The sequence below is a fragment of the Martelella sp. NC20 genome (assembly GCF_013459645.1).
In the GTDB taxonomy this organism is placed as follows: domain Bacteria; phylum Pseudomonadota; class Alphaproteobacteria; order Rhizobiales; family Rhizobiaceae; genus Martelella.
Window position 1 is genome coordinate 4,207,882 of sequence record NZ_CP054861.1, and the last position, 25,940, is coordinate 4,233,821.

The following is a 25,940-nucleotide window of genomic DNA, read 5'->3' on the forward strand; positions in this document are numbered from 1 at the left end:
CCGAAGCCTGCGATCAGACTGCGGCTGCTTTGCCGGGACCGTCGCCGGCCCGTTGCCAGAGCATTTCCAGATCCCCTAAATCGGTGGTGTCGGTACCCTGTCGCAGATCCCCGCGGAATGGCCGCAACAGTGCGGCAACTTCCGTATTCCGCCCTGTTTCCAGCCATAGTCGCGCGAGGTCAAGGGCCAGTCGCAGTTCCCATGCCCGTGCGGAGTTCCGCCGGGCACAGGCAAGACCTTCCTGGAAAGTCTCTTCGGCGGCCGCGCTCCGCGGGTTCAGCTTCCGCAGGATGTTCCCCTTGATCCGAAGGAGTTCGGGAAGGGCGAACCCGTCGCCGTCACGTTCGCAGCGCTGCATGGTCCGTTGCACCGTCTCCAGCGCTTCTGCCTCCCGCCCACTTAGAAGCAAGCCCTCGATGAGCGAGATTTCTAGCGAGGTCGTCAGCAGTTCGTAGCGTGCCGCTTGCAGTTCGGAAAGGCTCGTCTCGATCCGGTGAACCGCCTCGCGGGGCCTGCCCTGACGGATGCCCAGGCTCCCGCCCAAGCCCCGACCCGCCGACAGATAAGGCCCGAAACCATTCACCTCGGCTCGCTCCTGCAATCTCTCCAGGCACTCGGCGGCCGCTAGAAGGTCCCCGGACCAAATGTGAACCGTGGCCGCCCACATCAACGCGATGCAGTGCGTGACCGGGTGGTTCAACGCGGCAGCCTCCGCCTCGACCTCGCAGGCCAGCTTCCGAGCTTCCTCAGATAGACCCTGCAACCATAGCACCCGGGCCAGAGCGATACCCGCCCGATTGCGGTGGTCGAAACCGTAGAGCACGGTCTTGACGAAATTGAAGGGCTGGCTGTGCGCCAACGCGAACTCCAGCTCCCGGCGCGCGCGCGCTTGGTCGCCGAGCAGGTGATGCGACACGCCCGCCAGCGAGGCCGCGACCGCACGGGCCTCCGGTTCGTTGACCCCCTCCGCGACCTCGACCGCGCGCCTAGACCAAGCGAGCGAACTGTGAAAATCGCCGGTCCTTTCGTGGAAGATCTGCAGCATTCCCAGGATGCGAAGCTCGTGCCAGCGTTCGCCGAGCGAGGCGGCGACCTCCAGGGCGCGCCTCAGCGCCACCTCCGCCGCCGGGCTGTTGCCGCAGGTGAACATAAGCGCCAGTCCGTGTATGGCCCTGAGCTCCATCTCGTAAGTGCTGCCTACGAAGTCGCCCGCCAGCCGGTCCAAGGCCCTTTCGCACCGCTTTCGCGCCTCGACCAGCAGGGACTGGTGCATCAGCAGGCAAGCGCTATGCTTGGTCAGTGGAATGGCGATGTCCAGATCGCCGGCCGGGCCGAAGCTCCAGTCCAGTGCGGCCCGGATGTTACCCAACTGGGTTGGCAACTCTTCGGCGAACTCGATGCCGCCTGCGCTGGTCTGCCGTATCCCGTCGAGCATCTCCCCACAATGCAGCGCGTGCCGCCTGGCAGTCGCCTCGACCTCCTCGTCACCACGCGCCCGCAATTTTTCGCCCGCGTAGGCGCGTGTCATTTCAAGCAGACGAAACGGTGCGATACCTGAGCCGCGGGAAATTGCGACGAGTCCCTTCAAGACGAGGGCGTCAAGGATCGAGATGGCGGTACGTTCGTCGATAGCGCCATCGGCGATCACGCAGGCAGCGCCCGAATACGAGAACGGGCCGACGAAGACGGACAGCCGCTCGAGCGCCAGTGCTTCGACGGGCGACAACAGCGCGTGGCTCCAATCCAGAGTTGCACGGAGCGTCTGTTGGCGTTCCGATGCCGTCCGACGACCCGTCCACCCCAGACTCAGGTGCTGACCGAGGTGACGGTGCGTGTCGCGGACGCCATGGGTCGCGACGCGGACAGCCGCCAGTTCGATGGGCAGCGCCATGCCTTCGAGGCGGCGGCACATGTCGGCGATAAGGCAAAGCTCTTCTGTGTCGAGCTTTAGCGCTATATTGGCCGACCGGGCTCGCTCGACGAAGAGCTGGACGGCGGCGATACGCAGAAGTTCCTCGGTCGAATTCACCGTCGCCTCGGCCGGATACTCCAGCGACTCCAGCCAGTGCACGGCTTCGCCATGCACCCTGAGAGGTTCGCGACTGGTGGCAAGAAGGCGAGCACCCGGCACTTCAATGCGGATGCGCTCCACTGTTGCGGCAACGTCTGTGACGAGGTGCTCGCAGTTGTCGACTAACATGCAGGGGCTATCTCCGCGGAGCGAAGCAATCAACACGGAAAGCGGGTCATCGCCGTGCACGCGAATTCCGAGCGCGGCGGCGAGCGCCGACGGCACCAGGGCAGGATCCTCGACCTGGGCCAGATCAACGAAGCAGGGTTTGCGGCCGGTCTGCAGCGACATACGGTATCCGGCTTCGACGACGAGGGTCGTTTTGCCCACTCCACCGGGCCCGACGATGGTCAGCAAGCCGGGGCTCTCGATTGCCGAGAGGACCACCAGCAGATCGTTCTCGCGGCCGATCACCCGGATCCTCGGCGGCAGCCGGCCTTGCGCGTCTTCGGCCGGACCCGAAACCGCGAGCGGAGCCACGTCTTCCTGTGCTGCGACCTGTCCTCGCAAGGTGCGTGTCACCTCGGCTACAAATGCATAGCCGACGCCCACCTGTGTCGCGATGTACCGCGCCCCGTCCGCCCCGTCGCCTAGCGTCCGACGGAGGTTGGCCATGTGGAAGCGCAGGCTCCCGTCCTCGACGATTATGTCCGGCCAAACCTCCGCGAGCAGGTCACGTTTGGAGATCACGCATCCGGGCCGCTGGACAAGGGCGGCAAGAAGGTCAAACGACCGTCCACCCAGTGTGACAGGTTCGCCACTCTTGAGCAGCAGCCGGGATCGCGGATGCAAGGTGAACGGTCCGAAATCGAATTGCGCGTCGGCCGAGTCGGACATGTCTTGCCATCGGGACATCTCGTTTCCTTTCGATTTCGGCACAAATCGATGTGTGCGGCACCTTCCGATCTGTTATTGCGGGATACGCCTCGCAATTATCGCACGAATTGCGAACAATTGCAGCGGCTAGGCGAGAGTGATCGTCTTTGCCTCCAGAAAGCTCTCGATTCCGAAGGTGCCGAATTCGCGGCCGATGCCGGACTGGCGTACGCCGCCGAACGGTGCCAGCAGGTCAGGGGCAGTGCGATTGATCAGCACCGTTCCGGCATGGATACGGCGGGCGACGGCCTGCGCACGCTCGAGGTTGGCCGAGTAGATGTAGGCCTCAAGCCCGTACAGAGAGTCATTGGCGATCCGCACAGCATTTTCCTCGCCGTCGTATGGAATGAGCACAAGCACCGGACCAAAGATTTCGTCGCGTGCTATGTCCATATCATTCGTGACTTCGGTGAAGATCGTTGGCTTGACGAAGAAGCCCGCATCGAGGCCCTCCGGTTTGCCCGGCCCGCCGGCAAGCAGCGACGCGCCCTGAGAAAGACCAGCCGCGATGTAACGCTGGATGCGCTCGAACTGAGTGGCGCTTGCCACCGGCCCGACCGTGGTTCCGGGGTCTGCGGGATCGCCGACACGAAACGCTGCCACCGAGCTCTGGACTATCTCATTCGCTTCCTTGAGCCGTGCCCTCGGCACTAGGATACGAGTACCGGCGATGCAGGCCTGGCCGTTGTTCTGGAACCCCGCGCTCAGCGCCATCGGTATGGCTTGCGAGAATTCGGCATCGTCCAGCAAAATTGCCGGAGATTTCCCGGACATCGCCAGGGTCACACGTTTCATCGTGTCGATGCCGGCCTTTGCGATGACCTTGCCGGTTGCCGTCGAGCCGGTGAAAGACACCCGCCGCACGTCGGGATTGGTGGTGAGTTCGTCGCCGACATCGTTGCCACGCCCCGTGACGATGTTGATGGCGCCCGGCGGCAGACCCGCCGCATGCAGCGCCTCTGCCACCACCTGGTTCTGCATGCCGCTGAGTTCGCTGGGCTTGATCACCGAGGCACAGCCCGCGGCGAGGGCCGAGGCGAGCTTGCTGCAAATCGTGCCGGCCGACGCATTCCACGGTGCGATCAGTGTCGAGACGCCCACCGGTTCCATGTGCACCGTCGAGACACCTGCGCGCCGTTCGAATGCGAAGCTTGCCAGCGTTTCTGCTGCGAAACCGAAGCAGTCCGAGGAATACTGGCTGATCCACTTCGCCCGGCTGACCGGGCCACCATACTCCTCGATTGTAGCGTCCCGGATGTCATCGGTACGCGCCAGAACTGACGATTGCAGGCTGCGCAGCATTTCGATGCGTTCTGACACGCGCGTCGCGGCCAGGCGCGGCTGCGCACGCTTTGCCGCGGCGACCCCGCGCCGTGCATCCTCGCGGCTGGCCATCCGGTAGGTGCCAATCGTCTTCTCGGTTGCTGGATTGATGATGTCGAGCACGTCTTCACCCGTTGCTGGCGCGAAGTCGCCATCGATGTAGATTTGGTCAATGGAACGCATATTCTTCTCCTGAATGCGGTCGAGTTCTTCTTTCGGGAACGGAATCCATCTACTGTCTTGCCGATGGGGGTCGGTCGCTGGGTACCGCCCCGCGCAAGGACTTCCGGGCCGCGCCGCTTGCAGTGCCAGGCCGGCGTCGATCGCCGGGATCAACACGGTCCTCATGAGCGGCTCCGTGTTTATCTGGTGCGTCGGTTGCGCTTCAGGCCAGATCGACCGTTGCATCGATGTTGCCGCGTATCGCTTTCGAATACGGACAGGTCTGATGCGCGCCGTCGATGATTTCGCGCGCGATCTCGGGTTCGACACCGGGCAGGCTCACAATCAGTCGCGCACGCAGCAGAAAGCCGCCACCCACGGTGCCCAGATCCACCTCTGCGTCGATAGAAACATCCTTGGGCAGCACGATCTTTCTTGCGGCGGCCACCTGCGTCATCGCGCCGATGAAGCAGGCAGACCACCCCGCCGCGAACAGTTGCTCGGGGTTTGTGCCGTTTCCCGGTCCGCCGGGCAGGGACAGCTTGACGTCGAGCCGTCCGTCGCTGCTGCGCGCCGCGCCTTCGCGGCCGCCTGTAACATGGGTCTTCGCGGTGTACAGGATCTTCTCGGGTTTCGTCATGATCGGTTCCTTTCTTCTCATTTTTGGAGTCGAGAGTTTCGGCCCCTGCTGGGCTATTGCCGTCTGCGCGAATGCGGCGAACGGGCCGCAGCAGTCCAACACGGGATGACGACGCGATATTCGGTGTCGACCGGTCTTGCGTCGCGTTCACGCCAGACGCGGTTCGCCTGCCGAACGAGGTGCTCCAGCATCGCCTGGCGTGCCAGGTCAAACAGCCATTCGGCAAAGTGCTTGCGCGGGTCATAACCGCCTCGCTCACCGCGAACGCGTTCGATGGTGAGGCGGGCGAGTTCTTCCAGATCGTCGCGCTCGATCCGCAGCCGCCGCATGAAGAAAACGATCAGCCGTGGCATCAGCGCGCGCATCAGCTGTTGCTCAGCCTGCCTGTCGCCTTCGCGCGCGTTCATCAGCCACAAACGCAGGTCGTCGCTGGACGAACCTTCTATTCCCCTGCGATTCAGCAGGTGCTGGATCCTAGACATCTCTGCCTGTTGTTCACCTGACATCGACAACACCTCAACACCTCGGACGGACCCGATTGATTGGGCCGACGCTGTTGATCATCAGCGAGGCCAGTGCGGGTTGCGAGTTATGCAGTGTTAGCCGCTGCATGTTGTCGTGAGAGCCAGCAGGAACAGGAGCACGGCAAGCGCGATGGCGCCGTAGCGCAGCGGCGCCCGCATCCACGGGCTAGCGGCAATCCTGCCGAGCAAGACAGCGATCACCGCCGCCCTTCATGGTGCGGTTCTGCGCCAGAACCTCGCGCACTGGCGGGGTTTCCGCCGCGAAGGCCGTCTCCCGGACGGGGAAGCGCTCGCCCCACTGACGCACGGGGCCGAGGTCGACATGGAGGAACCCCGAGCGCGGATAGAAGCCGAAGCCGAGAAACCCGCGCCGCCGCCTCGAACGCCACCGGGTCGTGGTTCGTCATGACGATGTCGAAGACCGCACCATCGAGATGCTTCGGCCGGGTCGCACCACCAACGGCGCGGTTTGTGCTCGGGGCTGCGATAGGCGGAGCGAACGATCAGCGGCTTGTCATTGACGAAGCGGCCGAAACCCCAGCCACCCGTTGCATCACCTTCGGTTGGGCGCAGCAAGGGTTTTTCACCTCATCGCGCAATTGAAACGGCGAATGCAGTGATATGCCGCCACGGCTCCAATGCCCCGTTATGCATCGTGAGATCGTGTGAGCGCCCGCTCCGCCCCTAACGGTTCAGGTCGATGCTCCGCCCGATACCGACAGCATCAAGAAAGGCGGTGTCGTGGCTGACGATGAGCAGAGCGCCGTCATAGGCCCGCAATCCGGCCTCCACAGCGGCCACGGTGTCGAGGTCGAGATGATTGGTCGGCTCGTCGAGAAGGAGAAGCTGTGGCACCGTGGGGCCGCCAAGAACGCAGGCGAGTCCCGCCCGTAGTATCTGTCCCCCGCTGAGGGTCCCCACACGGCGATCCGCCATCTCCGCACGAAACTGAAAGCGCGCCAGTGCGGCGCGAACCCCGTTGTTGTCGACGTATGGGTTCAGTCGGGCGAAATTCTCGACAATCGTGCCCGCGGGATCAAACAGGCTCACGCGCTGGTCGAAGAAGGCATGAGGGACATGGATCGCGACGCTGCCGGACCAGGGCGCCAGCGATCCCGCGATGATGCCGAGGAGCGTGGATTTGCCGGAGCCGTTCGCGCCCGAGATCGACACGCGTTCGGGTCCCGCAATAGCGAGCGACACATCGCGCAGAGCGATCCGATCAGGCTCATAGCCGAAGGTGACATGCTCGACTTCGAGTACGCGCTGCGTTGGCGCAAGCCCCGCCAGCGCGAGATTGATCGATAGGGGTTCGATCCGCTCGATCCGTTCCTGCGCCGCCGCGACGGTGCGGGCGGCGTCCGTGCGCTGGCGCTCCGCGAGACGGGCATTCTCGCCGCCGCTCTTCTCCGCTCGATCGCGGCGACCACCGATCAGAATGCGCGGTAGGTCTCCGCGCGCGCCCTTGCGGCTGCCGGCGGAATCACGGCGCTGCTGGCGCTCAACCGCCTGCTGCGCTTTGTGCGTGACCTCCATCATCCGGCGTTCCGCTGATGCCGCGTCATGCTCGGCAGCGGCAAGTTCGGTCGCCTTGCGCGCGCGATACGCGCTCCAGTTACCGCCATACCGGGTTGCGCCGAGCGTGGTCAGCTCGATGATCGCGTCCATTTCCTCAAGCAGTTCTCGGTCGTGGCTGACAACGATCGCACCGGCGCGCCAACCACGCAGCAGGTCGCGAACCGCCCGCCGGCCGTCGCGATCGAGGTCGTTGGTCGGCTCGTCGAGCAGCAGGAAGTCGGGCCGGACGAAGACGGCGCCGGCCAGCGCCGCACGCGTTCGCTGTCCACCCGAGAGCTTCGCCAGTGGCGTCTCGAACGGGGCGTCCAGCCCGACCTGGGCGAGCGCTTCCGCCGCGCGCGCTTCCAGCGACCAGTCAGCCTCGGCGAGTTCCTCGATAGTCGCTGTCCCGATCTCGGCCTTGTGCAAGAGCACAAGGCCCGCGGTCAGCCCCATCAAATCGGCGATCGTCTCGTCGGGCGAGATCTGCACGATCTGGCGCAGCGTGCTGATCGTGCCGTTGCACATGACCCGCCCGTTCAAGGGGCGGAGCTCGCCCGCCAGGAGCTTCAACAGGGTGGACTTCCCCACCCCGTTTCGCCCAACGAGGCCGGCCCGTTCGAGTCTGAAATTAAGATTCAGATCGTCGAATATGGCTCTGCCGTCAGACGTAAGCCAGCGCAGATGGGCGACGGAGATGGATGCGGCGGTTGACATGGATAGGCGTTCCCTGCTGACAATGCGAAGCGGTGTTGCAGTCGGGGATACGATCCATGCGCGTGGACACTCCTTGCGAGACGCTGCGCCAGCGGGGCGCAGTCATTATATTGCCATCGCCAGGCGTTCGTGTCCAGAAGTTGCCGACCGCGTGGGCGACGAGGCGATCGTCGCAGTCCAGCACTTCGCCGGTCACATAACCGGCTGTCCAGCCCCGATTTACGACCTGCGCCACAGCCGTGATCGGCATCGTCGGTTTCCGCACCGGCTTCAGATAGGTTATGGTGAGATCCTTCGTCACGACCATCGTCCCAGCGGGCTCCAGCGTGTGCGCGGACGCGGCGCGGCAGGGCGAGGCCGTCAAGCGACATCGCGCATCTCTTGCTTGGGCATGAACACGCTCTTGATTTCCAGAAAGGCTTCCAGTCCTTCCGGTCCGCCCTCGCGTCCTATGCCAGAGCGCTTGTAGCCCCCGAACGGCACAGAAGGATCGAGCTGGAGTCCGTTCACGCCCACCTGGCCGGTACGGATCCGACAAGCGACCGAATAGGCGCGCTCGGGATCGTTCGAATAGACGCTGCCGCTGAGCCCCATCTGAGGTGCGTTCGCGATCTCTACCGCCTCATCGATCGAATCATAAGGCTGCACTGTGAGCACCGGTCCGAAGATTTCCTCGCGCGCGATGGCCATGTCGGACGTAACAGAGATGAACAGCGTGGGTTCGATATAGTGGCCGCGCTGGAAACGCGCGCTTCGTCCGCCGCCCGTAAGGATCTCGGCGCCATCGCTGCGGCCGGATGCGATATAGGACAGCACACGGTTTGCTTGCCGAGCGTTGAGTACCGGCCCGACTTCGGTTTGCGGCTCCCACGGATCACCCATTGGCAAGGCTTCGAGCCGCGCCTTCAACGCGCCGGCGGCTTGGTCGAGCCGTTGTCTCGGCACCAGGATGCGCGACTGCGAGAAGCAGATCTGCCCCGAGAACGGCATGGCGAACGGCATCAGCGCGTCGAACGCGGTCGGAAGATCGGCGTCCTCGAGCAGGATCGCGGCGGACTTGCCGCCAAGCTCCAGCGTCAGGCGTGTCATGTTCTCCGCGCAGGCTACCGCGATCTGCCGACCCGTCGCGAGGCTCCCGGTGAAGCTCACCTTGTCGACCGCCGGCGAGGAGACGAGCTGGGCGCTCTCCTGCGCGTCGGCGTTGAGGACGTTGAGCACGCCCGGCGGAAGCCCGACCTCCTTCGCGCATTCGGCGAGGACGAGCGTGTCGAGCGGGCTTTCAGGCGATGGTTTGACGATGCAGGTGCATCCCGCAGCCAGTGCGGCGCCCAGTTTCTGGCAGAGGATTGGGAATGGAGCGTTCCAGGGGACGATCAGCAGGGCCACACCAGCTGGCTCCTTACGCACGCGCGCAGTGCCGCCGGCCAGCGGCCTGACGGTTTCGAACTCGAAGACGTCCGCGAGCTCTGCGTAGTAGCGGAGGCGCTGGATGCCCGTACCGATGAGGCGCGTGGCAAGGTTGATCGGCATGCCCACCTGCGCGGTCCAGAGCCGCGCCAGCAACGGCGCCCGGCGGGACAAGGCATCGGCCAGCTTCGCTAGCACGGCGCCCCGCTCGTGGCCCTGCATAAGTGGCCAAGGCCCCCGATCAAAGGCCGCGCGTGCCGCCAGGATCGCGCACTCGGCATCCTCAGGACTTGCTAAGGGAACTTCGAGCACGACCTCTTCGGTGGTGGGATCGATGATCGGGGTATGTTTAGACGACGTCGGTGCGTCCCATTGTCCTCTGATGAAGAAACGCGTCCGGACATCGGCGGAAAGTTCCTCGTGCGCATCAAACATGGCGTTGTACCTCCCCTACGGGTTGAAAATGGTGCCGCGTGTCGAGACGACGCGCGCTGACGGCGAAGGACTCGGGAGGATGACCCGGGCGTCCATCGGTAACAAACCGATGATCGTGGAAGGTCGCTCCGACCTCCCACACGCTTGTGGAATCGGTGGCGGCGCCAACCACACAAAAACAGTGCTTCCAGGGGTATTCAACAAACGGCATGGCATGGTCCTTATTTTTGCTGGCGGAGCAGCCGCAGCCGCGGCCATCCTGTCCACGCAATATCGAGCAACGTCTCGCGTTGGACAAATTAGGCTGTGCCAGCTTGCATGAGGGAGCGCTAGGCGCGCTCGCCTGCGCCTTGGTCACGCGGCAGAATTTCCCACCGCATATCATGGCGCCTAACGGCGACTAACTGGCGGCCATTCGCGACCCCCCGTCACTCTTTGTCCACCGAGGATCTGGATAGTCGCTGGGGGGCGATCCCTGAGGGAGTGCTGCAATGTACGAAATTGACGGATCGGCGAATTCGGATCTGGAACTTCGCCATGGATGATCGGCCGGCCAAGGAACCGGTATAGACGGCGTTGCGCAGCGCAACACTTCTTGCGCGCCAGTTCGGGGCGGCCATTTCCCTCATCCATGTGGTTGATGACGATCGGCCGCGGCGCATCGTCGATGCCGAGAAAAACGAGACCGTGCCTTTATTGCGACAGATGGCCGCAACGCTGCAAGGCGTCGATAGCGTGGCGTGCAGCACGCGCGTCATTATGGCCTCGCCCTTTGTCGGCATTGTCAGGGCTGCGGAAGAGATTGCGCCGGATATTCTCGTGATCGGGCCGCATCGCCGGCAGGTGCTGAAGGATATCTTCCTTGGAACCACGGCGGAGCGGACGATCAGATCCGTGCACTGCCTGTCCTGATGGTGAACGCCCAGCCTGCCGGAAATAATCGGCATGTGCTGCAGACCACCGACCTTTCCGATGGTTCGGGTGAGGCGTTGCAGCGTTTCACAGCACTCGGCGTCGGCGCCCGCAACCGCAATTCGCTGCTTTATGTGTTCGACGCACCGATGCTGCGGCTGGCGTTCCGTCCGAAAACACCGCAGGACGGGCAGATCCTGGCCGGGGAACAGGCAAAGGCATCGCAGGCACTTTCCATGGCGCTCGGATCGACATTGGCGACCGCGCTCTGGGTCGATCTGTTCGGCCCTGCCGAACTCGCTCGGGTGAGATCGTTTGTCGAAGCCGGAACGGTCATCGCACGCGGCGCATCGCCGATCCTGATGGGTGTTCTGATCGATGCCGGCATACCGCTTTCCTTTCAGGTACTCGCCTGTGGCGCGTATCCGATGTTCGCCTCAATCTCGCAAGACGGCCCTTACCGTGGGGTTACGAAGATGCCAATCACGATCAGGGTGAAAATGATCGACAGCCAGCGATGACATCGTCTTATCAACTTACTCCAGCTCAATTGTACCTCCTTCGAAATTCGTCGGATGCGAAAAAGGCCCGGGCCCGAGGGATCATGAGGCGTTTAGTGCCACGGCGGCTCGGATGAGCGCCGACAGCGCCTCTTCGTCGATTGCATCGCCCTCACGGAAATCAATGGCCCGCCGGACATTGCCGTCGAGACTGGAATTGAAAAGTCCGGTCGGGTCAGGCAGGGACGCGCCCTTGGCGAAGGTCATCTTGACCTTGTCCCTGTAGGCCTCGCCGGTGCAGATCATGCCGTCGCGATACCAGGTCGGAACGCCGCGCCATTTCCATTCCTCGACGATATCGGGCTCGGCTTCTTTAATCAAACCCCTGATGCGGGAGAGCATGTCGCCCCGCCAGTCGCCCAGTTCCGTGATCCTTTCATCGATCTTTTGCGATGGATTTTGCTCCTGTTGAGCATTGGTCATAGTCATGGTCCTCTTGCTTCTTGCGGTGCGGGGCGCATGGCCCGCGCTCGCTTCAATCCATCTCGGCCAGTACCTGCTCCAGCCTGTCGAAGTGCGCATCATATGGGGTGTGATCATTGGTCCTTGGCACACGGACGGAGTTTTGCAATGCAAATCAAAACCCGCTGGAAGGGAGAATTGGGTGTCTGACGCCGTGGACAACCCAGCAACAAGAAGCAGATTGGTCGTTACGCCAGATGCGAGAGGATGTTGATCAGCTTGCCGGCAGGGTCGGCCACGAAGAAGCGTCTGACTCCCCACGGTTCGTCCCTCAGATCGTGAACAAGGTCGCAGCCCATCTTGACGGCACGGGCATATACCGCGTCGACATCATCGACTTCAACGGAGAGGTCCGGAACCGGCGCCCCGGAGCCGCCTTCGCTCATGATGCTCAACTGCGTCTTGGCCGTCAGATCCGAACCGAGGGTGACGATCCAGCCGAGATCCATGAGCAGGTCGAGGTCGAAGAGTTCGGTATAGAATGCCTGTACATCCTGAACCGACCCTGCGGCAACATTCGCAACGATACGCCGCACGCTCATACTGCCCCCCTTGGCTCGGTATCCACAGATGGCCGAATGGATCGCGCAGGCGTCCTTCTCGCTTGCTGTACCGGCGATCCTTGACCCGGAATGACAGTCTCGGCGCCTTCCGCTGTCATGCGATCCACAATCGCGGCGCTGTCGGACGCCTCAATCTGGATCAGAACGGGTGATCCGCCCAATGTCTGCGGCGACAGCCAGCCCCACTCGGCTACCTCCTCGCTCAGGGCGAGCCGGATATCTCCCAGCCCAAGCTTGGCAAACCCGACGATGCCGTCCGCCTCGTCATGACGTTCGAGAAGGTCTGCGCCCAGTGCCGCTTGATAGAACGCGATGGCGGCATCGACATCCTGCACGATCAGGCGCGCAAAGACAGCCGTTAGTGTTGTTTCTCCTGGCATTTTCACTCCGCTTTTATCTTGTCATCCAGGCAAGATAGGCAGCGTGACGCAGCGCGTCTTGAATGAAAGTCAACGGGATCGAACATGCCCCGGATAGGGGCGTTCGCTCGCGCGCAGGCGGCCCGGGGACATGGACGCGAAGCGCGTGACCTCGCGTGTCATATGAGACTGGTCGGAATAGCATGTGTCCAGCGCCAGGTCCGAGAGCGATGACGCCTCTGTCATCCGAGCGACAGCGCTTCGAAACCGTTCGATCCCCAAATAGCTCTTGGGTGTCAGACCAACATTGACAAGAAATAGCTTCCTGAAGGTATGCGACGACAGTCCGAGTTCATGGCTGGTTTCGCGGACAGTTCTGCCAGCACGCAGATCCTCCAGTCCACGTGAGATCAACTCCAAGGAACGGGTATCCTCAACGAGTGACACGATTTCGCTTTCGAGCAGCTCGAGCCGCGCCGCATGCGTTCCGAGCTCTCGCAGTTCCTCACGGAGGCTCCCTGCACGCTCCCCCAAAAGCCGGCTAAGATCGGTGACCTGATCTGCAAATCCATCGACCCTGCCAAATAGAGCCCCGGCTCCGCCGGGCCGAAAGCTGATGCCACAGGCCGATTGCTGGGGCCGGCGCGGAATACGTCTGACTGTTGTAGAAGGCCCTTGGAAAACCGCCAGTGGCCCGCCGCCCGAAGCGCCATCCAGAAGCGACATACCGGCAAGACTGAAAATGATCTGGCACCGTCCAGACGGCAGCAAAGCCTCGAATCCAGAGGCCTCAGGGTCTGAGACGCACCAGAGGTGGTCGATAATCGATCCGGCCGTCTTGTTTTCAGGGACGCGAGAAGTGAGCATCGTTTCCCTCGATTTGAAGCCCGAACTATTGGATCATCAAAGTCGTCCCGAAGCAATGGAAAGCGTGCCGAAATGTCGCCTCATGCGAGCTTGGTCACATTGATTGAGCACCTGAAGCGACAGTCTGGCGGGGCCGCACATCCATCATTTGCCTCCTGCACGGTGAACGTTCGTTCCCCGCCCATCTGACACGTTCATTTCGCCCTGAGGACTGGTCGCTTAGTTCGAATCGTGGTCATTTGTTCGCTACTCAACGAGTGTCTGGTTCTGGAATCCAATCACGAACCGTTGCTTGGCTGAAATGGGACGCGAAACTGTCGTTCAACCCGCAGCACTGCGGAAGATAGCATCGCTATTCTGGTCTTGAAGGGATTGGGACCGGCGACCCTCATGAGTTCTCGAAATACGAATGAATTTCATGGCTTATGAATTAGACAACCGTGGAATGTATCTGGTGTTTGATCCTAGGCTTTGATGGTGCGATGTTTTCCATGGAATGGAAGGAAGCACTATGGGCCAAATTCTGCACGGCAGCGTCACGACGACAGAGGCAGTCCGTCGAGCAATACACAATAGTCAAGAGAGCCTAAGAGTGAATAATCCCAAGAATTGTAGACACCTTGCTGCCTAAAAATGAGGTAAGAAGGCGACCATGAGCAAATCGATGGCTCCATGTGACGCTTTGAAATTGATTGCCGTGCCGATCGCGCTCCAGGGTCGCGCAGCAAGTCAGATTTCTATCTGCATGCCGAGCTCGACCACCTTTTCAGGCGGCAGTTTGTAGAAAGCTGTCGCCCTGACAGCGTTGCGCGTCAGCAAGGCAAACAGCTTCTCCTGCCAGCGGTGCAGGAAGGAGGCATCCTGAGAGGGAATGATCGTCTCGTGCCCGACGAAATAGGTGACGTGTTCGAGATCGATGCTGTTGTCTATCTCGCCGAGAAGCCTGAGCGCGACCGGGATATTCGGTGACTGCATGAACCCGTAATGCACGTGCACCACCGAGAAATTCTGCCCGAGATCCCTGACCTCGAGCCGCTGGCGCGCGTTCACCTTCGGCACCTCCTCGCTCTCGACATGCAGGAGAATGACCCTCTCGTGAAGCACCGGCAGATGCCAGAACTGGTGCAGGAGCGCCGGCGGCACATGCGGCAGCGACGCCGTCAGGAAAACCGCCGTGCCCGGAACCCGCGGGACATCCTTGTGACGGAGTTCGTCCAGAAACGCTTCCATATATTGTCCGTTCCGGTTCAGATAGGTGATGAGCCGGCCACGTCCGGATGCCCAGGTCCGCATGATGACGAGGATGCCCACCCCGACCGCCAGCGGAAGCCACCCGCCTTCCATGATCTTGAGGCTGTTGGCCACGAGAAAGGTCATGTCGATCAAGGCAAGGCAGATTATCAGCGGCAGGACGAAGCGGGCTTTCCACTTCCAGCGGTAAACCATCACGAAATAGAGCAGTATCGTGGTAATCACCATGGTCGTGCTGACAGCAATGCCGTAGGCCGCCGCGAGGTTTTCCGAACTGCGGAAGGCCAGCACCAGCGCCACGGTGGAAATGGCCAGAAACAGATTGATCGAGGGCACATAGATCTGCCCGGTCTCTTCCGCGGAGGTCTGGCGGATCTCGACGCGGGGAAACTGCCCCAGCTGGACCGCCTGGCGGGTCAGCGAAAAGGCCCCCGAAATCACGGCCTGGGACGCGATGATGGTCGCGGCCGTCGCAAGCAAGACCAGCGGAATGCGCAGGAAGCCGGGGGCCAGGCCATAGAAGGTCTGTCCCGCATGGGCGCTGTCGGACAGCACCAGGGCGCCCTGCCCGAAGTAGTTGATGACGAGGCAGGGAAAGACGCAGGCAAACCAGGCGAGCCTGATCGGCGGGCGGCCGAAATGTCCCATATCGGCGTAAAGCGCCTCACATCCGGTGACGGCAAGGAACACAGCACCCATCACCATCGCCGTGATTCCCGGCCTCGCGATGCCGAATTCCACCGCATAAAGCGGACTCAGCGCCTTCAGCACGACGGGGTGCTGAATGATCTGCGCGAGGCCGAGCAGGGCGATTGCCAGGAACCAGACCAACATGATCGGCCCGAAAAACACGGCGACACGCGCCGTGCCGCGCCATTGTACGGAAAAGAGCCCGAGCAGGATCACGATGGTGATCGGAACGACAAAGTCGGATATCGTCGGTTCGATCGTCTGGATGCCTTCGACCGCGCTCAGCACGGAGATCGCCGGCGTGATCATGCCATCGCCATAAAGAAGGGCAGCGCCGAACAGGCCGATAACCAGCAAGGCCCCCTTGCCTCTTCGCGAGGCGCCGCTCCAAGGCTGAAGAAGGGCAAGGAGCGCCAGTACGCCGCCCTCGCCATTGTTGTCGGCGCGCATGACCAGCAACAGATATTTGAGCGAGACGACGATCACCAGCGACCAGACGATCATCGACAGAATGCCGAGCACGGACGTCTCGTCCGGCGTCGCCATGCCGAGCGCCGTGCGGAAGGCATAGAGAGGGCTCGTGCCGATATCGCCATAGACGATGCCAAGCGCTGAAACCGACAAAGCTGCCAGCCCTGCCGGCCGTTTTTCGTCCTGCCCGGTCGCCAACGTCCCGCCTCCCGAGAAATACGCGCGACCCATTCGACGCGATTTTGTGATGGTTTCAGATTTTCCGCGAATATCCAATGGGGGTCGATACAAACATGTCGCTGCCCGCAACTGCCCCGTCTTCGAACCGGCTGATCATTCGTCGTCTTCTTTCCCTTTGGCGCCGCGCGTTATCGCGCCGCGAAGCCCGCCGCTGACGAGTGCGTTCACATCATTGGCAACCAGCAGAGGATCGATGCCGCCCCAGGTCATGAGATATCGCGAGCGCCAGTCCGGCGCGAACTTTTCCTTGTAGTCGCGCAGGCCCGCGAAATTGTAGAAATGGCCGCCAAGCCGGGAGACGGACCCGGCGACATGGTCCCAGATCCTCGGATGACGAGAGGAATCCAGCCCGGTCAACGGCGCCATTCCCAGCGAGAATTGCTGAAAGCCTTCCTGCTTGAGGGCGAGCATCAGCGCGACAAAAAGGAAATCCATGGTGCCCGACGGCGCGCTGGAGGCGTGGCGCATCAGATCGATGGTGCCGACTTTTCGCGTCGAGGTCTCGAAAATGTTGGCGAAGGCGACAATTCCTGTTTCCTTGCGCACCAGCGCCAGCCGGAAGTTCTGAAGATAATCCTCGTCGAAACGGCCAAGGGAGAACCGCTTTTCCCGCACATGTTTCTCGCCGAGCCATTCGTCCGAGATTGCTTTCAACTCGGCCATCAGCGCCTCGGAATGGGGCGGTGAGGCAATGTCCATCATGAGGCCGTCGCGTGTCGCACGGTTATGGGCCTGCCTGAGCTTGCGTCGTTCCGGCCCGTCCAGGGCAAAGGTCGTGAGGTCCAGGACAGCCTCCTCGCCGAGCTTGCTCGGCATGAAACCGGCATCGACAAAGGTCGCAAGGTCGTCGGCCGCGATCTGATAGAAAGCCGGACGGCAATTGGCCCGCTTCGCCTCGGAGACGAAGGCATCGATCAGTTCCGCCGTTGAGGGTCTTTGCCCGAAAGGCGGCCCCAGGGCCACGAAGCTGCGGCCATGCCGGCCATACATCACGAAGGCATTCCGATCGTCCGAAACCAGAAACAGCTTGTCTCCCGAAAGGGCAAAGTTCGCATCGGGATCATCCTGACGGGCAATCAGCGAACGCACGAGAGCGATATCGGCTTCGGAGCCTGATGGCGATGCCCCGGCTCCGGGTCTCAGCGCCAGAAACAGGAGCACGACGAGCGACACCGAAACGCTGATGCCGGCCGTGCGCAAGGCACGCGGCATATTCGCGTCGAATGCGAACTGCCACCAGCGGGAATGGGAATATTCGGCATCCTGATGGGCGAACAGGAAAAACAGGACAACGCAAATGGAAAACCCGGCCCAGAGGGCAAGCGATGTCATGGAATGCTGGCCGGCTGAAAGCGGCGTCCTGCGGTCGAAACGATCCCGTGAGACCCAAAGCACCGCCGCCAGAAAGGCAAGCGCGAAAGCAAGATCGAAATCGAGCCGCTGAAGGAGCAGGGAGATCACTGCGAGGCCCAGGATCGCAATCGCCATGTAGAATGCACTGCGCGAGCGCGAGCGCAATCCGTTGGCAAGCACGATGAGAATGCCGCCGGTCACGCCCATGATCACGTTTGAAAGCTCGAAAAGGCCGAGAGGAACCGCCGACTGCAACTCCCCCAGAATGGACTTCGGGATCGGGATAATTCCATCGAGAATGAGGATAGACCCCGCGAGAAATGTCAGGCCGGCGGCGACGGAGGGCATCAGGGATGTCAGGGAAGACAGCACCGAAAGCGCGCTCAACGCCTTACCTCCCGGCTTTGTCAGCGGCGCTATTCTTTCGCGGATCTCCACCCCGACAAGGATGAGCACGCCGGCCAGGAGCGGCAGGAGGTAGTAGATGATCCGGTAGACGAGCAGGGCCGCGGCGACGCCCGCCGCCTGATCCGACACGGTTGCGAATGCGCCAAGGATGACGGCTTCGAAAACGCCGACGCCGCCCGGAACGTGACTGAGCACCGCCGCGACGGCGGCCGCTGCGAAAACCGCGACAAAGGTCGGAAACGTAACGGCCGCCGATGCGCCGGACGGCAACAGGATATAGAGCGTTGCCGCCGCGAAGATGATGTCGAGGAGCGAGAACAGAATCTGGAACGCTGCATCGCGAGGCGGCGGCATGACAAATCTGAAACGGCCAAAACCGATCGGATGCCGGGCAATTGAACTCCAGGCGACGCCAATCGTTACCACAGCGAAGGCCGAAACTGCCGCGACCCTGATCGTGGCGGCCGACAGCGGAACGATGTGCTCCATTGCCGCCGGCTGCCAGGCAATGGCCGCAAACCCGATCACGGTGACGCCGATGCCGAAGGCCATTGCGCAATAGGTCGAGACCACGGTGATATCGGCAAGGGAGAGACCAAGGCCGCGATAGAACCGATACCGAACGGCGCCTCCGGACAGGACGGCAAGCCCGATCGAATTGCTCAGGGCATAGGCGGTAAAGGAGCCCAGTGACAAGGTTGGAAGGGGAACCCCCTTGCCGACATAGCGCAATGCGGACCAGTCATAACCGATCAGTGCCACATATCCGAAAGCGGTGGCCAGCACCGCAGCAAGCAATGAATGTGTCGGCGTCAGTCTTATCCGGCTGATGACATCGGAAATCGTGATCCCGTGCAATGCCACATAGACCGCGAATGCCCCGAGACCGAACAGAATGAACGTGGCCAGCAGAGGTCCGAACTTCCACAGGAATGCAACTGTTCTTTGCTTGGCCGGTATGGATCGGCCGTCTTCAGAAACCATGGATGACCCGACAAAAAGGGCGGCCGGAAGAACCGGTCGCCTCACCGTTCGGAAAAGTACCGTGCCGACGACGAATGGTCAATTTGCCAAGGCCGCTTCGTCCGTGGCCGGAGGCGCTCCTCTGAGGACACAGCATTGCTATTGCCAGCATCGTGCCTGAGCTTATGCATCGGGCCACGCAACCGATCCTATCTCGCCGACATCCTGACCTGCACCAATCCCAGCAGAAATCCCATCCACAAGGCGATGACGTGGCCGAGGTCGGCAAGCGGATCAAACGCCGCCCCAATCTTTATCCCGATCATCAGAAGCACCGCTGCCAAAAGCGGAAACCGCCAGCGCGTGCCGGACGCGGCAAGGCCGATAAGCCCGAACCCGCCCAGCGACATGCCGACATCATTTGCCGCCGACAGGCCGGCGGTGTCCGGCCACAAGGCGACCCCCAGCAACAGCAGGCACGATGCAGCGAGATCGAGGGAGAAGAACAGCAGAAAGGTCGAGGCACTGCCCCGTTTCCATTCCGTATAGCCCAGAATAGCGGCCGCGAAGAAAAACTGACGGACCAGCATGCCCCGGTCGTGGGAAAGAAAAGTGGCCGTCACGAACCGCCAGACGTCTCCGGACCACACAGCGTCCTTCCCAATGCCCCAGGCCGCGAGCGCGGTCTCCGGAAGTTGGCCGGAGAATGTTCCGGCGAAGGCATTGGCGACAAGCATGATCGCGAGAAACGCCAGCGTGAAACGAAAGCGCCAGAGTGTTGGGTTGAGGGGCATGTTTTCAATCCGCTCTTGAACGCGTCAGGCTGTCATCCTGCCAAGGACGGAAACCGCCGCCCGTGACGATATAGCCGGGCCGCATCGCCGATGGCGAGAACACGGCCCCCGCCGCCTTTCAGATTGGTCTGTTCCATATCTCGCTCCTTCAGGATTGCGCTGGATCGAACCAGCCGCCGGGCGGGGCGAAGCTTGTCATTTTTTCAGATCCCCAGCTGCCGGGCTTGTATTTTTCCGGCTCAGTCTTGTCGTCGAGGATGGGCTCGAAGATCGTCCACGCCAATTCTGCAGCATCCTCGCGCGTGAAAAGCTCGCGCCGACCGGCCATGGCATCGCCGATCAGGCGGTCATAGGGCGCCAGGTCACCGACGCCGTCATCGACGGCCGCAAGCTCCACCGCTTCGCCGCGCATGTCCTCGCCCGGCGACTTCCGCCGTGCGCCGAGGCCGATTGCGATTTCCGGCCCGAGCCGAAAGCGGACATAATTGGCGCTGGAATGCTCCAAAGTATCGAAAAGCGCGATCGGAGGGCGCTTGAACCGCACGACGACTTCGGTCGCGTGAACGGGGAGGTTCTTGCCGGCGCGGATGAAGAAGGGCACGCCGCTCCAGCGCCAGGTGTTGATCTGAAACCGCACGGCGGCAAGAGTTTCCGTCGTCGAGCCGACGGCGACGCCCGGTTCATCGCGATAGCCGTCAAACTGGCCGCGTACCACATCCGCCTGCGTCAGCGGCGGGATCGCCTTCAGGATCTGCACCTTCTCGTCCACCAGATCGTCGGACGAACCGGTCACCGGCGGCTCCATCGCAAGCAGCAGCAGCACGTTGACCAGATGGTTCTGGATCACGTCGCGGATGCAGCCGACCTCGTCATAAAACTTGCCGCGCCCCGCCACGCCGAAGTCTTCGGCCATGGTGATCTGGACGCTGTCGATATGGTTGCGGTTCCAGACCGGCTCCAGAAAGGCATTGGCGAAGCGGAAATAGAGCAGGTTCTGGATCGCTTCCTTGCCGAGGAAATGGTCGATGCGGAAGATCGCATCTTCCTCGAACACCGCATGCAGCACCTTGTTGAGCGCCTGCGCGGATTGAAGATCACGCCCGAACGGCTTTTCCACCATCAGCCGGGCCCCTCTGGCGATCCCCGCCTTGTCGAGGCCGCCCGCGACCGTTTCGAACAGCGAAGGCGGGATGGCGAGATAGTAGAGCGGGCTTTTGGCACTGCCGAGCGTCTCGCGCAGCGTGTCGAAGGTCGACTGGCTGCGATAATCGCCGGAAACATAGGCGAGAAGCCCGGCGAGTTTCGTAAACACCGCCTCGTCGATCGCCTCGACATGGGTTTCCACCGCGTCCCTGGCGCGGGCAATCAGCTGGTCGACGTTCCAGTCGTCAAAGGCGACGCCGATCACCGGGGTGGTAAGCGCTCCCCGCTTCACCATCGCGTAAAGCGAGGGGAAGATCATCTTGTGCGCCAGATCGCCGGTCACGCCGAACACCACCAGCGCGTCAGATTTTTGCTCCGTCATCGTCTCGATCTCCACCACTTCACGATTTTTCCAGATGGCCGCCGAAGGCGTAGCGCATCGCCGAGAGAATCTTGCCGGCGAATTCGGCCTCGCCGCGCGAGGAGAACCGTTCGAACAGCGCCGATGACAGGATCGGCGCCGGAACGCCGGTGTCGATTGCCGCCTGCAATGTCCAGCGGCCTTCGCCCGAATCCGACACCCTTCCGTCGAAACCTTCGAGATGCGGATTTTCCTTCAGCGCCGCCGCGGTCAGGTCCAGAAGCCACGAGCCGATCACCGACCCATGCCGCCAGACTTCGGTCACGGCCGCAAGATCGATGTCGAACTGGTAGTATTCAGGGTTCGAAAGCGGCGTGGTTTCGGCGTCGACCGCGCGCTCGCCCTTGCCCGCATTGGCCGCCTTCAGCACGTTCAGCCCTTCGGCATAGGCCGCCATCACGCCGTATTCGATTCCGTTATGCACCATCTTGACGAAGTGGCCCGCCCCGGTCGGCCCGCAATGCAGATAGCCCCTTGAGGCTGTGCCCCCGGAAACGTCCGGCGCAGCGCCCGGATCGGCTCCCGGCGCAAGCGAGGCGAAGATCGGGTCGAGCCGCTTCACTGCCGCCTCGGGACCGCCGATCATCAGCGAGTAACCGCGCTCGAGACCCCAGACCCCGCCCGACGTGCCGGCGTCGATGAGGTCGATGCCGGCGGGCGCGAATTCGGCGGCAAGATCGATCGCATCCCGGTAGTGCGAATTGCCGCCATTGATGATGGCGTCGCCCTTTTCGAGCTTGCCCGCAAGGTCGCGAGCAATCCGCGGGGTGATCGCCGCCGGCAGCATCATCCACACCGCGCGGGGCTTTTCCAGCCTGGCAACAAGGTCCTCGGCCGAACTGGCGCCGATCGCGCCTTCCTTGACCAGCGCGGCGACATTGTCGGCATTCACGTCGTAGACGACGCATTCGTGGCCGTCTTTCATGAGACGCCGCGCCATGTTGGCGCCCATGCGCCCAAGGCCCATCATTCCAATCTGCATGTCAAAACTCCGTTTCCAGTTGCCGATCACCCTATTCGCCGACGCGAACGGCGAAATCTACATTCTCCCACTGTCCGCTTTCCGGCCAGAAGAAAGTGAAAACCACGGCATGCCCGGGCTCCACGCCCTTGAGCGGCAGATCCGCGAAATGGGTCCCGAGCCCCGATGGTTTCGTCTTGATGTCCTTGACGGTCGTCCAGCCGTCGGCACTCCAGTGGATGGCGGCCGGATCCGCCAGTTCGATCCTCAGCGTCTTGCCGGACGGTATCGTGGCCAGCCTGTTGTCGAAGCGCCAGATTCGTATTTTTGACCCTGTCTGTTTCTCGATATAGCGGCTCACGCCCTGTGGCGGCATGTCGAATACGGCCCCGTCGGCAAGCGAGCGCAGCAGTTTGATTGGCATTGCCAAGTTGCTGAAGCGAGATTTTGAAAGCGCGCGAGGGCGACGATTATGGTCTCATTTCGGCAGCATAGTCAGCCCAGAGACAGAATGCATCTGCCCTGGCATGACGATATGATGTGGCGGAGAGGCGGCCCACCTGTCTCGTGGTCAAGCTCGGCGCCGAGGTTGCCGACCTCTCGGAGAGCATGCGCAAAGTGCTCGACGATGGTGTGAAGGTCCTGATTGCGATGCTGGCAGACCTGCTGCGGGATGGTGCTCGTGACGGTTCCCTTCTGCCGCTGGACGATCCGGATGCAGTGGCTGAAGCGGTCTACGCTGAATGGCTGGGTGCTGCGATCCTGTCAAAGCTCGCCGCTGATCAACGCCCGCTGGAACGGGCAATGAACAACACCAAAGCGCGTCTGATCGCTGACGCGCGAAAAGGAGAAAATCAATGAAAGCTGCAATTCACGACGTTTTTGGCGAACCGAAAGACGTTATGGAAACCCGTGAGGTTGCCCTGCCGGAACCGGGTGCAGACGAGGTGCGGGTCGCCACCCTCCTGTCGCCGATCCACAATCACGATCTCTGGACGATCCGCGGCGATTATGGCTACAAGCCGCCCCTGCCCGGCGCGATCGGCGGATCGGAAGCCGCAGGTGTCGTTGACGCTGTCGGCGAAGGCGTTGACAAGGCGCTTATCGGAAAGCGTGTTGCCATAGCAGGCGTCCACGGAACCTGGGCAGAGCAGTTCATCGCGCCTGCTGCCGGCGTGCTGCCGCTGCCCGAACAGATTTCCGACGAGATGGGCGCGCAGCTGATCGCCATGCCGTTCTCCGCCATTTCGATGCTCGATATGCTGAAGGCCGAGAAGGGCGACTGGATCATTCAGACGGCTGCCAATGGAACTGTCGGGCGGGTCATGGCCATTCTGGCCGAGGCCCGCGGCATTCATCTTCTGAACCTCGTGCGACGCGAAGAGGCCGCAGCGGAACTTCGCGCTGAAGGCATCCAGAATGTCGTGTCCACCTCGGCCGATGACTGGAAGGACGAGGCGCAGAAGATCATCGGTGAAGGCCGCGCCATTTCCGCGATCGATTCCGTCGGCGGCGATATTGCTGCGGATCTGGTCGATCTTCTCGCATCCGATGGAGAACTGGTGCTTTTCGGAACCGCCACAGGTGCGCCGATGCCGCTGTCATCGGGCACCCTGATCATGAAGCAGATCACGGTCAAGGGCTTCTGGGGTGCACGCGTCAGCGCAGACATGGATCCCGACAATCGTATCCGCCTGATCACCGAACTGGTCACACTTGCTGCAAAAGGTGTCCTGACGCTTAACGTCGACGGCATCTTCCCGCTCGATCAGGTGAAAGAGGCAATGGAAGCAAGCCTGACGCCCGGCCGGGCCGGCAAGGTGATGCTGAAGCCGTAAGCAAGGAGACGCCGCCGCCGGCGCCAATCCGGGGGCAGGCCAAAGAAGCTATAGCGCGTCCAGGAAAAGTGGATGCCGGTTTTCCGTCCGTGCGTGCGTGAAAACAAATAGATAGAGTATCGACGCAACACCAATTCATAGCTCGATGCTTCAAAGGACGTTTGAGGCTCGGGTCAGCAAAATAGAAAAGGCCGGGACGCGGCTTGCGCGTCCCGGCCTGACTTGCTTTCGTGGTGGTTACTGTTTCCAGGATTCCACGAGTTCGTCATACCCAATGGTAACGGGCTTCTCGTCTTCATCGGCAAGCTTCGGCTTCGGAGCGCCGGGCTGTTCCAGCCAATAGGACGGATCGCGCTTTTCATTCAGGACCGGGCCGAGATCGCCCTGAATTCCGGCACGTTCCAGACGCGCCATGACGCCTTCCATATCGGCGCATAGCTGATCGAGCGCGGCCTGCGAGGTCTTTGCACCAGACATCGCATCACCGATATTCTGCCACCACAACTGGGCGAGCTTCGGGTAATCCGGAACATTGGTACCCGTGGGCGACCAGCGTACGCGATCCGGCGAGCGGTAGAATTCAACAAGACCGCCCAGCTTGTCGGCACGCTTGTCGAAATGCTCGGAGTTGATGGTGGAATCACGAATGAAGGTCAGACCAACGTCGGATTTCTTCACGTCCACGGTCTTCGAGGTCACGAACTGTGCGTAAAGCCATGCGGCCTTGGCACGGTCCTCGGGGGTGGACTTCATCAGGGTCCAGCTGCCAACATCCTGATAGCCGACCTTCATGCCGTCTTCCCAGTAGACGCCGTGGGGGCTCGGAGCCAGACGCCATTTCGGCGTACCGTCTTCGTTCATCACAGCATCCGAAGCGACCAGGGGGGCCACGAATGTCGTATACAGGAACATCTGCTGAGCGATATTACCCTGTCCCGGGACCGGTCCGGCCTCGGAGAAGGTCATGCCGGCTGCGGCCGGTGGCGCGTAATCCTGCAGCCACTTGATGGCCTTGTTGACTGCATAGACGGCTGCCGGCGAGTTTGTAGCGCCACCGCGATCCACACATGCGCCGACGGGCTGCGACTTGTCGTTGACGCGAATGCCCCATTCGTCGACGGGCAGGCCGTTGGGCTCACCCTTGTCGCCCATACCGGCCATGGACATCCAGGCATCGGTATAACGCCAGCCGAGGCTTGGGTCCTTCTTGCCGTAGTCCATGTTGCCGTAAACTTTCACGCCGTCGATCTCGCGACCGGTGAAGAACTCGGCAATATCCTCATAGGCAGACCAGTTTACCGGTACGCCCAGATCGTAGCCGTATGCCTTCTTGAAGTCGGCCTGAATTTCCGGATCGCTGAACCAGTCGTAACGGAACCAGTAGAGGTTTGCGAACTGCTGGTCGGGCAGCTGATAGAGGTCGCCGTCAGGGGCCGTGGTGAACTGCGTCCCGATGAAGTCCTCCAGATCGAGCGTCGGCGAAGTGACGTCGGCGCCTTCATTGGCCATCCAGTCGGTCAGATTGCGGACCTGCTGGTAGCGCCAGTGCGTACCGATCAGATCCGAGTCGTTGACGAACGCGTCGTAGATGTTTTCACCCGACTGCATCTGGGTCTGCAGTTTTTCGACCACATCCCCTTCACCGATCAGGTCGTGGTTGACGACGATCCCGGTAATGGCAGTAAACGCGGGGGCCAGAACCTGGCTTTCATATTCATGCGTGGTGATCGTTTCCGAAACCACATTGATGGTCATGCCCTTGAAAGGCTCGGCAGCGTCGATGAACCACTTCATCTCGGCTTCCTGGTCGGCGCGCGAAAGCGTTGTCACGCCGTCGATTTCGCTATCCAGGAATGCTTTTGCTGCCTCCATGTCGGCCCATGCCGGTTGTGTAAAGGCAAGCGCCAACCCCAGAGCCGTGGACGTTTTCAGTAAGACGTTCATTTTGGTCTCCTCCTGTGTATGAACGTGA

Annotated in this window: 23 protein-coding genes and 3 pseudogenes; 4 read left to right on the forward strand and 22 right to left on the reverse strand. The window is 61.8% G+C overall.

Going from position 1 to position 25,940, the window contains the following annotated elements:
• Positions 1-13: 13 nt before the first annotated feature.
• The 10 genes and pseudogenes from HQ843_RS20160 to HQ843_RS20195 all read right to left on the reverse strand — a co-directional run bounded on the left by HQ843_RS20160 (position 14) and on the right by HQ843_RS20195 (position 9,712).
• Complete coding sequence (locus tag HQ843_RS20160) at positions 14-2,926, reverse strand: winged helix-turn-helix domain-containing protein (RefSeq protein WP_180901505.1); 2,913 nt, start codon at positions 2,924-2,926, stop codon at positions 14-16.
• A gap of 108 nt (positions 2,927-3,034) precedes the next feature.
• Positions 3,035-4,618 (reverse strand): aldehyde dehydrogenase family protein, encoded by a 1,584-nt coding sequence (locus HQ843_RS20165; RefSeq protein WP_371822135.1) that lies wholly within the window; start codon positions 4,616-4,618, stop codon positions 3,035-3,037.
• 37 nt (positions 4,619-4,655) lie between these two features.
• Positions 4,656-5,072: an organic hydroperoxide resistance protein gene (locus tag HQ843_RS20170; protein ID WP_180901503.1), complete on the reverse strand. Its 417-nt coding sequence runs from the start codon at positions 5,070-5,072 to the stop codon at positions 4,656-4,658.
• A 53-nt stretch (positions 5,073-5,125) separates the two neighbouring features.
• Positions 5,126-5,578, reverse strand: a complete 453-nt coding sequence (locus HQ843_RS20175) for a hypothetical protein (protein ID WP_180901502.1) — start codon at positions 5,576-5,578, stop codon at positions 5,126-5,128.
• Between the two features lie 93 nt (positions 5,579-5,671).
• Positions 5,672-5,797: a hypothetical protein gene (locus tag HQ843_RS29800; protein ID WP_256432927.1), complete on the reverse strand. Its 126-nt coding sequence runs from the start codon at positions 5,795-5,797 to the stop codon at positions 5,672-5,674.
• Positions 5,763-5,951: pseudogene (locus tag HQ843_RS30100) on the reverse strand (hypothetical protein); the annotation flags it as partial. The gene HQ843_RS29800 and the pseudogene HQ843_RS30100, both read right to left, overlap by 35 nt.
• Positions 5,952-5,961: 10 nt before the next feature.
• A pseudogene (locus tag HQ843_RS30105) lies at positions 5,962-6,084 on the reverse strand (D-Ala-D-Ala carboxypeptidase family metallohydrolase); the annotation flags it as partial.
• Positions 6,085-6,280: 196 nt separating this feature from the next.
• Positions 6,281-7,870, reverse strand: coding sequence for an ABC-F family ATP-binding cassette domain-containing protein (locus HQ843_RS20185; RefSeq protein WP_180901501.1), 1,590 nt, complete (start codon positions 7,868-7,870; stop codon positions 6,281-6,283).
• Positions 7,818-8,234, reverse strand: coding sequence for a PaaI family thioesterase (locus HQ843_RS20190; protein WP_256432928.1), 417 nt, complete (start codon positions 8,232-8,234; stop codon positions 7,818-7,820). Before HQ843_RS20190 ends, HQ843_RS20185 begins: the two co-directional genes overlap by 53 nt.
• Positions 8,231-9,712, reverse strand: coding sequence for an aldehyde dehydrogenase (locus HQ843_RS20195; RefSeq protein WP_180901499.1), 1,482 nt, complete (start codon positions 9,710-9,712; stop codon positions 8,231-8,233). The genes HQ843_RS20190 and HQ843_RS20195 overlap by 4 nt, the downstream gene beginning before the upstream one ends.
• Before the next feature lie 576 nt (positions 9,713-10,288).
• On the opposite strand from HQ843_RS20195, the gene HQ843_RS20200 reads away from it, so the two are divergent.
• Together HQ843_RS20200 and HQ843_RS29545 are read left to right on the forward strand one after the other, a co-directional pair.
• Positions 10,289-10,624, forward strand: coding sequence for a universal stress protein (locus tag HQ843_RS20200; RefSeq protein WP_180901498.1), 336 nt, complete (start codon positions 10,289-10,291; stop codon positions 10,622-10,624).
• 35 nt (positions 10,625-10,659) lie between these two features.
• Complete coding sequence (locus HQ843_RS29545) at positions 10,660-11,145, forward strand: hypothetical protein (protein WP_246710178.1); 486 nt, start codon at positions 10,660-10,662, stop codon at positions 11,143-11,145.
• Between the two features lie 81 nt (positions 11,146-11,226).
• Here HQ843_RS29545 and HQ843_RS20210 read toward each other — a convergent pair whose 3' ends face one another.
• The 11 genes and pseudogenes from HQ843_RS20210 to HQ843_RS20260 form a co-directional block, all read right to left on the reverse strand.
• Positions 11,227-11,607 carry a DUF1801 domain-containing protein gene (locus tag HQ843_RS20210; RefSeq protein WP_180901497.1) on the reverse strand — a complete coding sequence of 127 codons (381 nt, stop codon included), beginning with the start codon at positions 11,605-11,607 and terminating at the stop codon, positions 11,227-11,229.
• A gap of 227 nt (positions 11,608-11,834) precedes the next feature.
• Entirely contained in the window at positions 11,835-12,188 is a 354-nt protein-coding gene (locus tag HQ843_RS20215; RefSeq protein WP_180901496.1) for a VOC family protein, read from the reverse strand.
• Positions 12,185-12,589, reverse strand: coding sequence for a VOC family protein (locus HQ843_RS20220; protein ID WP_210275310.1), 405 nt, complete (start codon positions 12,587-12,589; stop codon positions 12,185-12,187). The genes HQ843_RS20215 and HQ843_RS20220 overlap by 4 nt, the downstream gene beginning before the upstream one ends.
• Positions 12,590-12,658: 69 nt before the next feature.
• Positions 12,659-13,435, reverse strand: coding sequence for a helix-turn-helix domain-containing protein (locus tag HQ843_RS20225; RefSeq protein ID WP_180901495.1), 777 nt, complete (start codon positions 13,433-13,435; stop codon positions 12,659-12,661).
• Positions 13,436-14,164: 729 nt separating this feature from the next.
• Entirely contained in the window at positions 14,165-16,045 is a 1,881-nt protein-coding gene (locus tag HQ843_RS20230; protein WP_180901494.1) for a potassium transporter Kup, read from the reverse strand.
• Between the two features lie 135 nt (positions 16,046-16,180).
• Entirely contained in the window at positions 16,181-18,832 is a 2,652-nt protein-coding gene (gene mprF / locus HQ843_RS20235; RefSeq protein WP_180901493.1) for a bifunctional lysylphosphatidylglycerol flippase/synthetase MprF, read from the reverse strand.
• Between the two features lie 188 nt (positions 18,833-19,020).
• Complete coding sequence (locus HQ843_RS20240) at positions 19,021-19,605, reverse strand: hypothetical protein (protein WP_210275309.1); 585 nt, start codon at positions 19,603-19,605, stop codon at positions 19,021-19,023.
• Between the two features lie 148 nt (positions 19,606-19,753).
• A complete protein-coding gene (gene zwf, locus HQ843_RS20245) occupies positions 19,754-21,130 on the reverse strand; it encodes a glucose-6-phosphate dehydrogenase (RefSeq protein ID WP_180901492.1) in 1,377 nt (458 codons plus the stop codon).
• 19 nt (positions 21,131-21,149) lie between these two features.
• Positions 21,150-22,151, reverse strand: coding sequence for a phosphogluconate dehydrogenase (NAD(+)-dependent, decarboxylating) (gene gnd / locus HQ843_RS20250; RefSeq protein WP_180901491.1), 1,002 nt, complete (start codon positions 22,149-22,151; stop codon positions 21,150-21,152).
• A 31-nt stretch (positions 22,152-22,182) separates the two neighbouring features.
• Positions 22,183-22,554 (reverse strand): hypothetical protein, encoded by a 372-nt coding sequence (locus tag HQ843_RS20255; protein WP_180901490.1) that lies wholly within the window; start codon positions 22,552-22,554, stop codon positions 22,183-22,185.
• 46 nt (positions 22,555-22,600) lie between these two features.
• Positions 22,601-22,684, reverse strand: a pseudogene (locus HQ843_RS20260) (IS6 family transposase); the annotation flags it as partial.
• A gap of 13 nt (positions 22,685-22,697) precedes the next feature.
• Here HQ843_RS20260 and HQ843_RS20265 point away from each other — a divergent pair.
• Both HQ843_RS20265 and HQ843_RS20270 read left to right on the forward strand, forming a co-directional pair.
• Positions 22,698-22,991, forward strand: a complete 294-nt coding sequence (locus HQ843_RS20265) for a TetR family transcriptional regulator C-terminal domain-containing protein (protein ID WP_246710179.1) — start codon at positions 22,698-22,700, stop codon at positions 22,989-22,991.
• On the forward strand, positions 22,988-23,968 hold the full coding sequence (locus HQ843_RS20270) for a zinc-binding dehydrogenase (protein ID WP_180901489.1): 981 nt from the start codon (positions 22,988-22,990) through the stop codon (positions 23,966-23,968). Before HQ843_RS20265 ends, HQ843_RS20270 begins: the two co-directional genes overlap by 4 nt.
• A gap of 237 nt (positions 23,969-24,205) precedes the next feature.
• On the opposite strand, the gene HQ843_RS20275 is transcribed toward HQ843_RS20270, so the two are convergent.
• The gene (locus HQ843_RS20275) at positions 24,206-25,912 is read right to left on the reverse strand and encodes an ABC transporter substrate-binding protein (RefSeq protein WP_180901488.1); all 1,707 of its coding nucleotides are present in this window, start codon (positions 25,910-25,912) and stop codon (positions 24,206-24,208) included.
• Between the last annotated feature and the right edge of the window lie 28 nt (positions 25,913-25,940).

What these genes read in the sequence shown, in the direction of transcription:
- HQ843_RS20165 (WP_371822135.1), bottom strand. Translation starts at nt 4,618, where the DNA reads ATGAGGACCGTGTTGATCCCGGCGATCGACGCCGGCCTGGCACTGCAA.
- HQ843_RS20255 (WP_180901490.1), bottom strand. Translation starts at nt 22,554, where the DNA reads ATGCCAATCAAACTGCTGCGCTCGCTTGCCGACGGGGCCGTATTCGAC.
- HQ843_RS20215 (WP_180901496.1), bottom strand. Translation starts at nt 12,188, where the DNA reads ATGAGCGTGCGGCGTATCGTTGCGAATGTTGCCGCAGGGTCGGTTCAG.
- HQ843_RS20175 (WP_180901502.1), bottom strand. Translation starts at nt 5,578, where the DNA reads ATGTCAGGTGAACAACAGGCAGAGATGTCTAGGATCCAGCACCTGCTG.
- HQ843_RS20195 (WP_180901499.1), bottom strand. Translation starts at nt 9,712, where the DNA reads ATGTTTGATGCGCACGAGGAACTTTCCGCCGATGTCCGGACGCGTTTC.
- HQ843_RS20275 (WP_180901488.1), bottom strand. Translation starts at nt 25,912, where the DNA reads ATGAACGTCTTACTGAAAACGTCCACGGCTCTGGGGTTGGCGCTTGCC.
- HQ843_RS20270 (WP_180901489.1), top strand. Translation starts at nt 22,988, where the DNA reads ATGAAAGCTGCAATTCACGACGTTTTTGGCGAACCGAAAGACGTTATG.
- mprF (WP_180901493.1), bottom strand. Translation starts at nt 18,832, where the DNA reads ATGGTTTCTGAAGACGGCCGATCCATACCGGCCAAGCAAAGAACAGTT.
- HQ843_RS20240 (WP_210275309.1), bottom strand. Translation starts at nt 19,605, where the DNA reads ATGCCCCTCAACCCAACACTCTGGCGCTTTCGTTTCACGCTGGCGTTT.
- HQ843_RS20220 (WP_210275310.1), bottom strand. Translation starts at nt 12,589, where the DNA reads ATGCCAGGAGAAACAACACTAACGGCTGTCTTTGCGCGCCTGATCGTG.
- HQ843_RS20185 (WP_180901501.1), bottom strand. Translation starts at nt 7,870, where the DNA reads ATGTCAACCGCCGCATCCATCTCCGTCGCCCATCTGCGCTGGCTTACG.
- zwf (WP_180901492.1), bottom strand. Translation starts at nt 21,130, where the DNA reads ATGACGGAGCAAAAATCTGACGCGCTGGTGGTGTTCGGCGTGACCGGC.
- gnd (WP_180901491.1), bottom strand. Translation starts at nt 22,151, where the DNA reads ATGCAGATTGGAATGATGGGCCTTGGGCGCATGGGCGCCAACATGGCG.
- HQ843_RS20160 (WP_180901505.1), bottom strand. Translation starts at nt 2,926, where the DNA reads ATGTCCCGATGGCAAGACATGTCCGACTCGGCCGACGCGCAATTCGAT.
- HQ843_RS20225 (WP_180901495.1), bottom strand. Translation starts at nt 13,435, where the DNA reads ATGCTCACTTCTCGCGTCCCTGAAAACAAGACGGCCGGATCGATTATC.
- HQ843_RS20210 (WP_180901497.1), bottom strand. Translation starts at nt 11,607, where the DNA reads ATGACCAATGCTCAACAGGAGCAAAATCCATCGCAAAAGATCGATGAA.
- HQ843_RS20170 (WP_180901503.1), bottom strand. Translation starts at nt 5,072, where the DNA reads ATGACGAAACCCGAGAAGATCCTGTACACCGCGAAGACCCATGTTACA.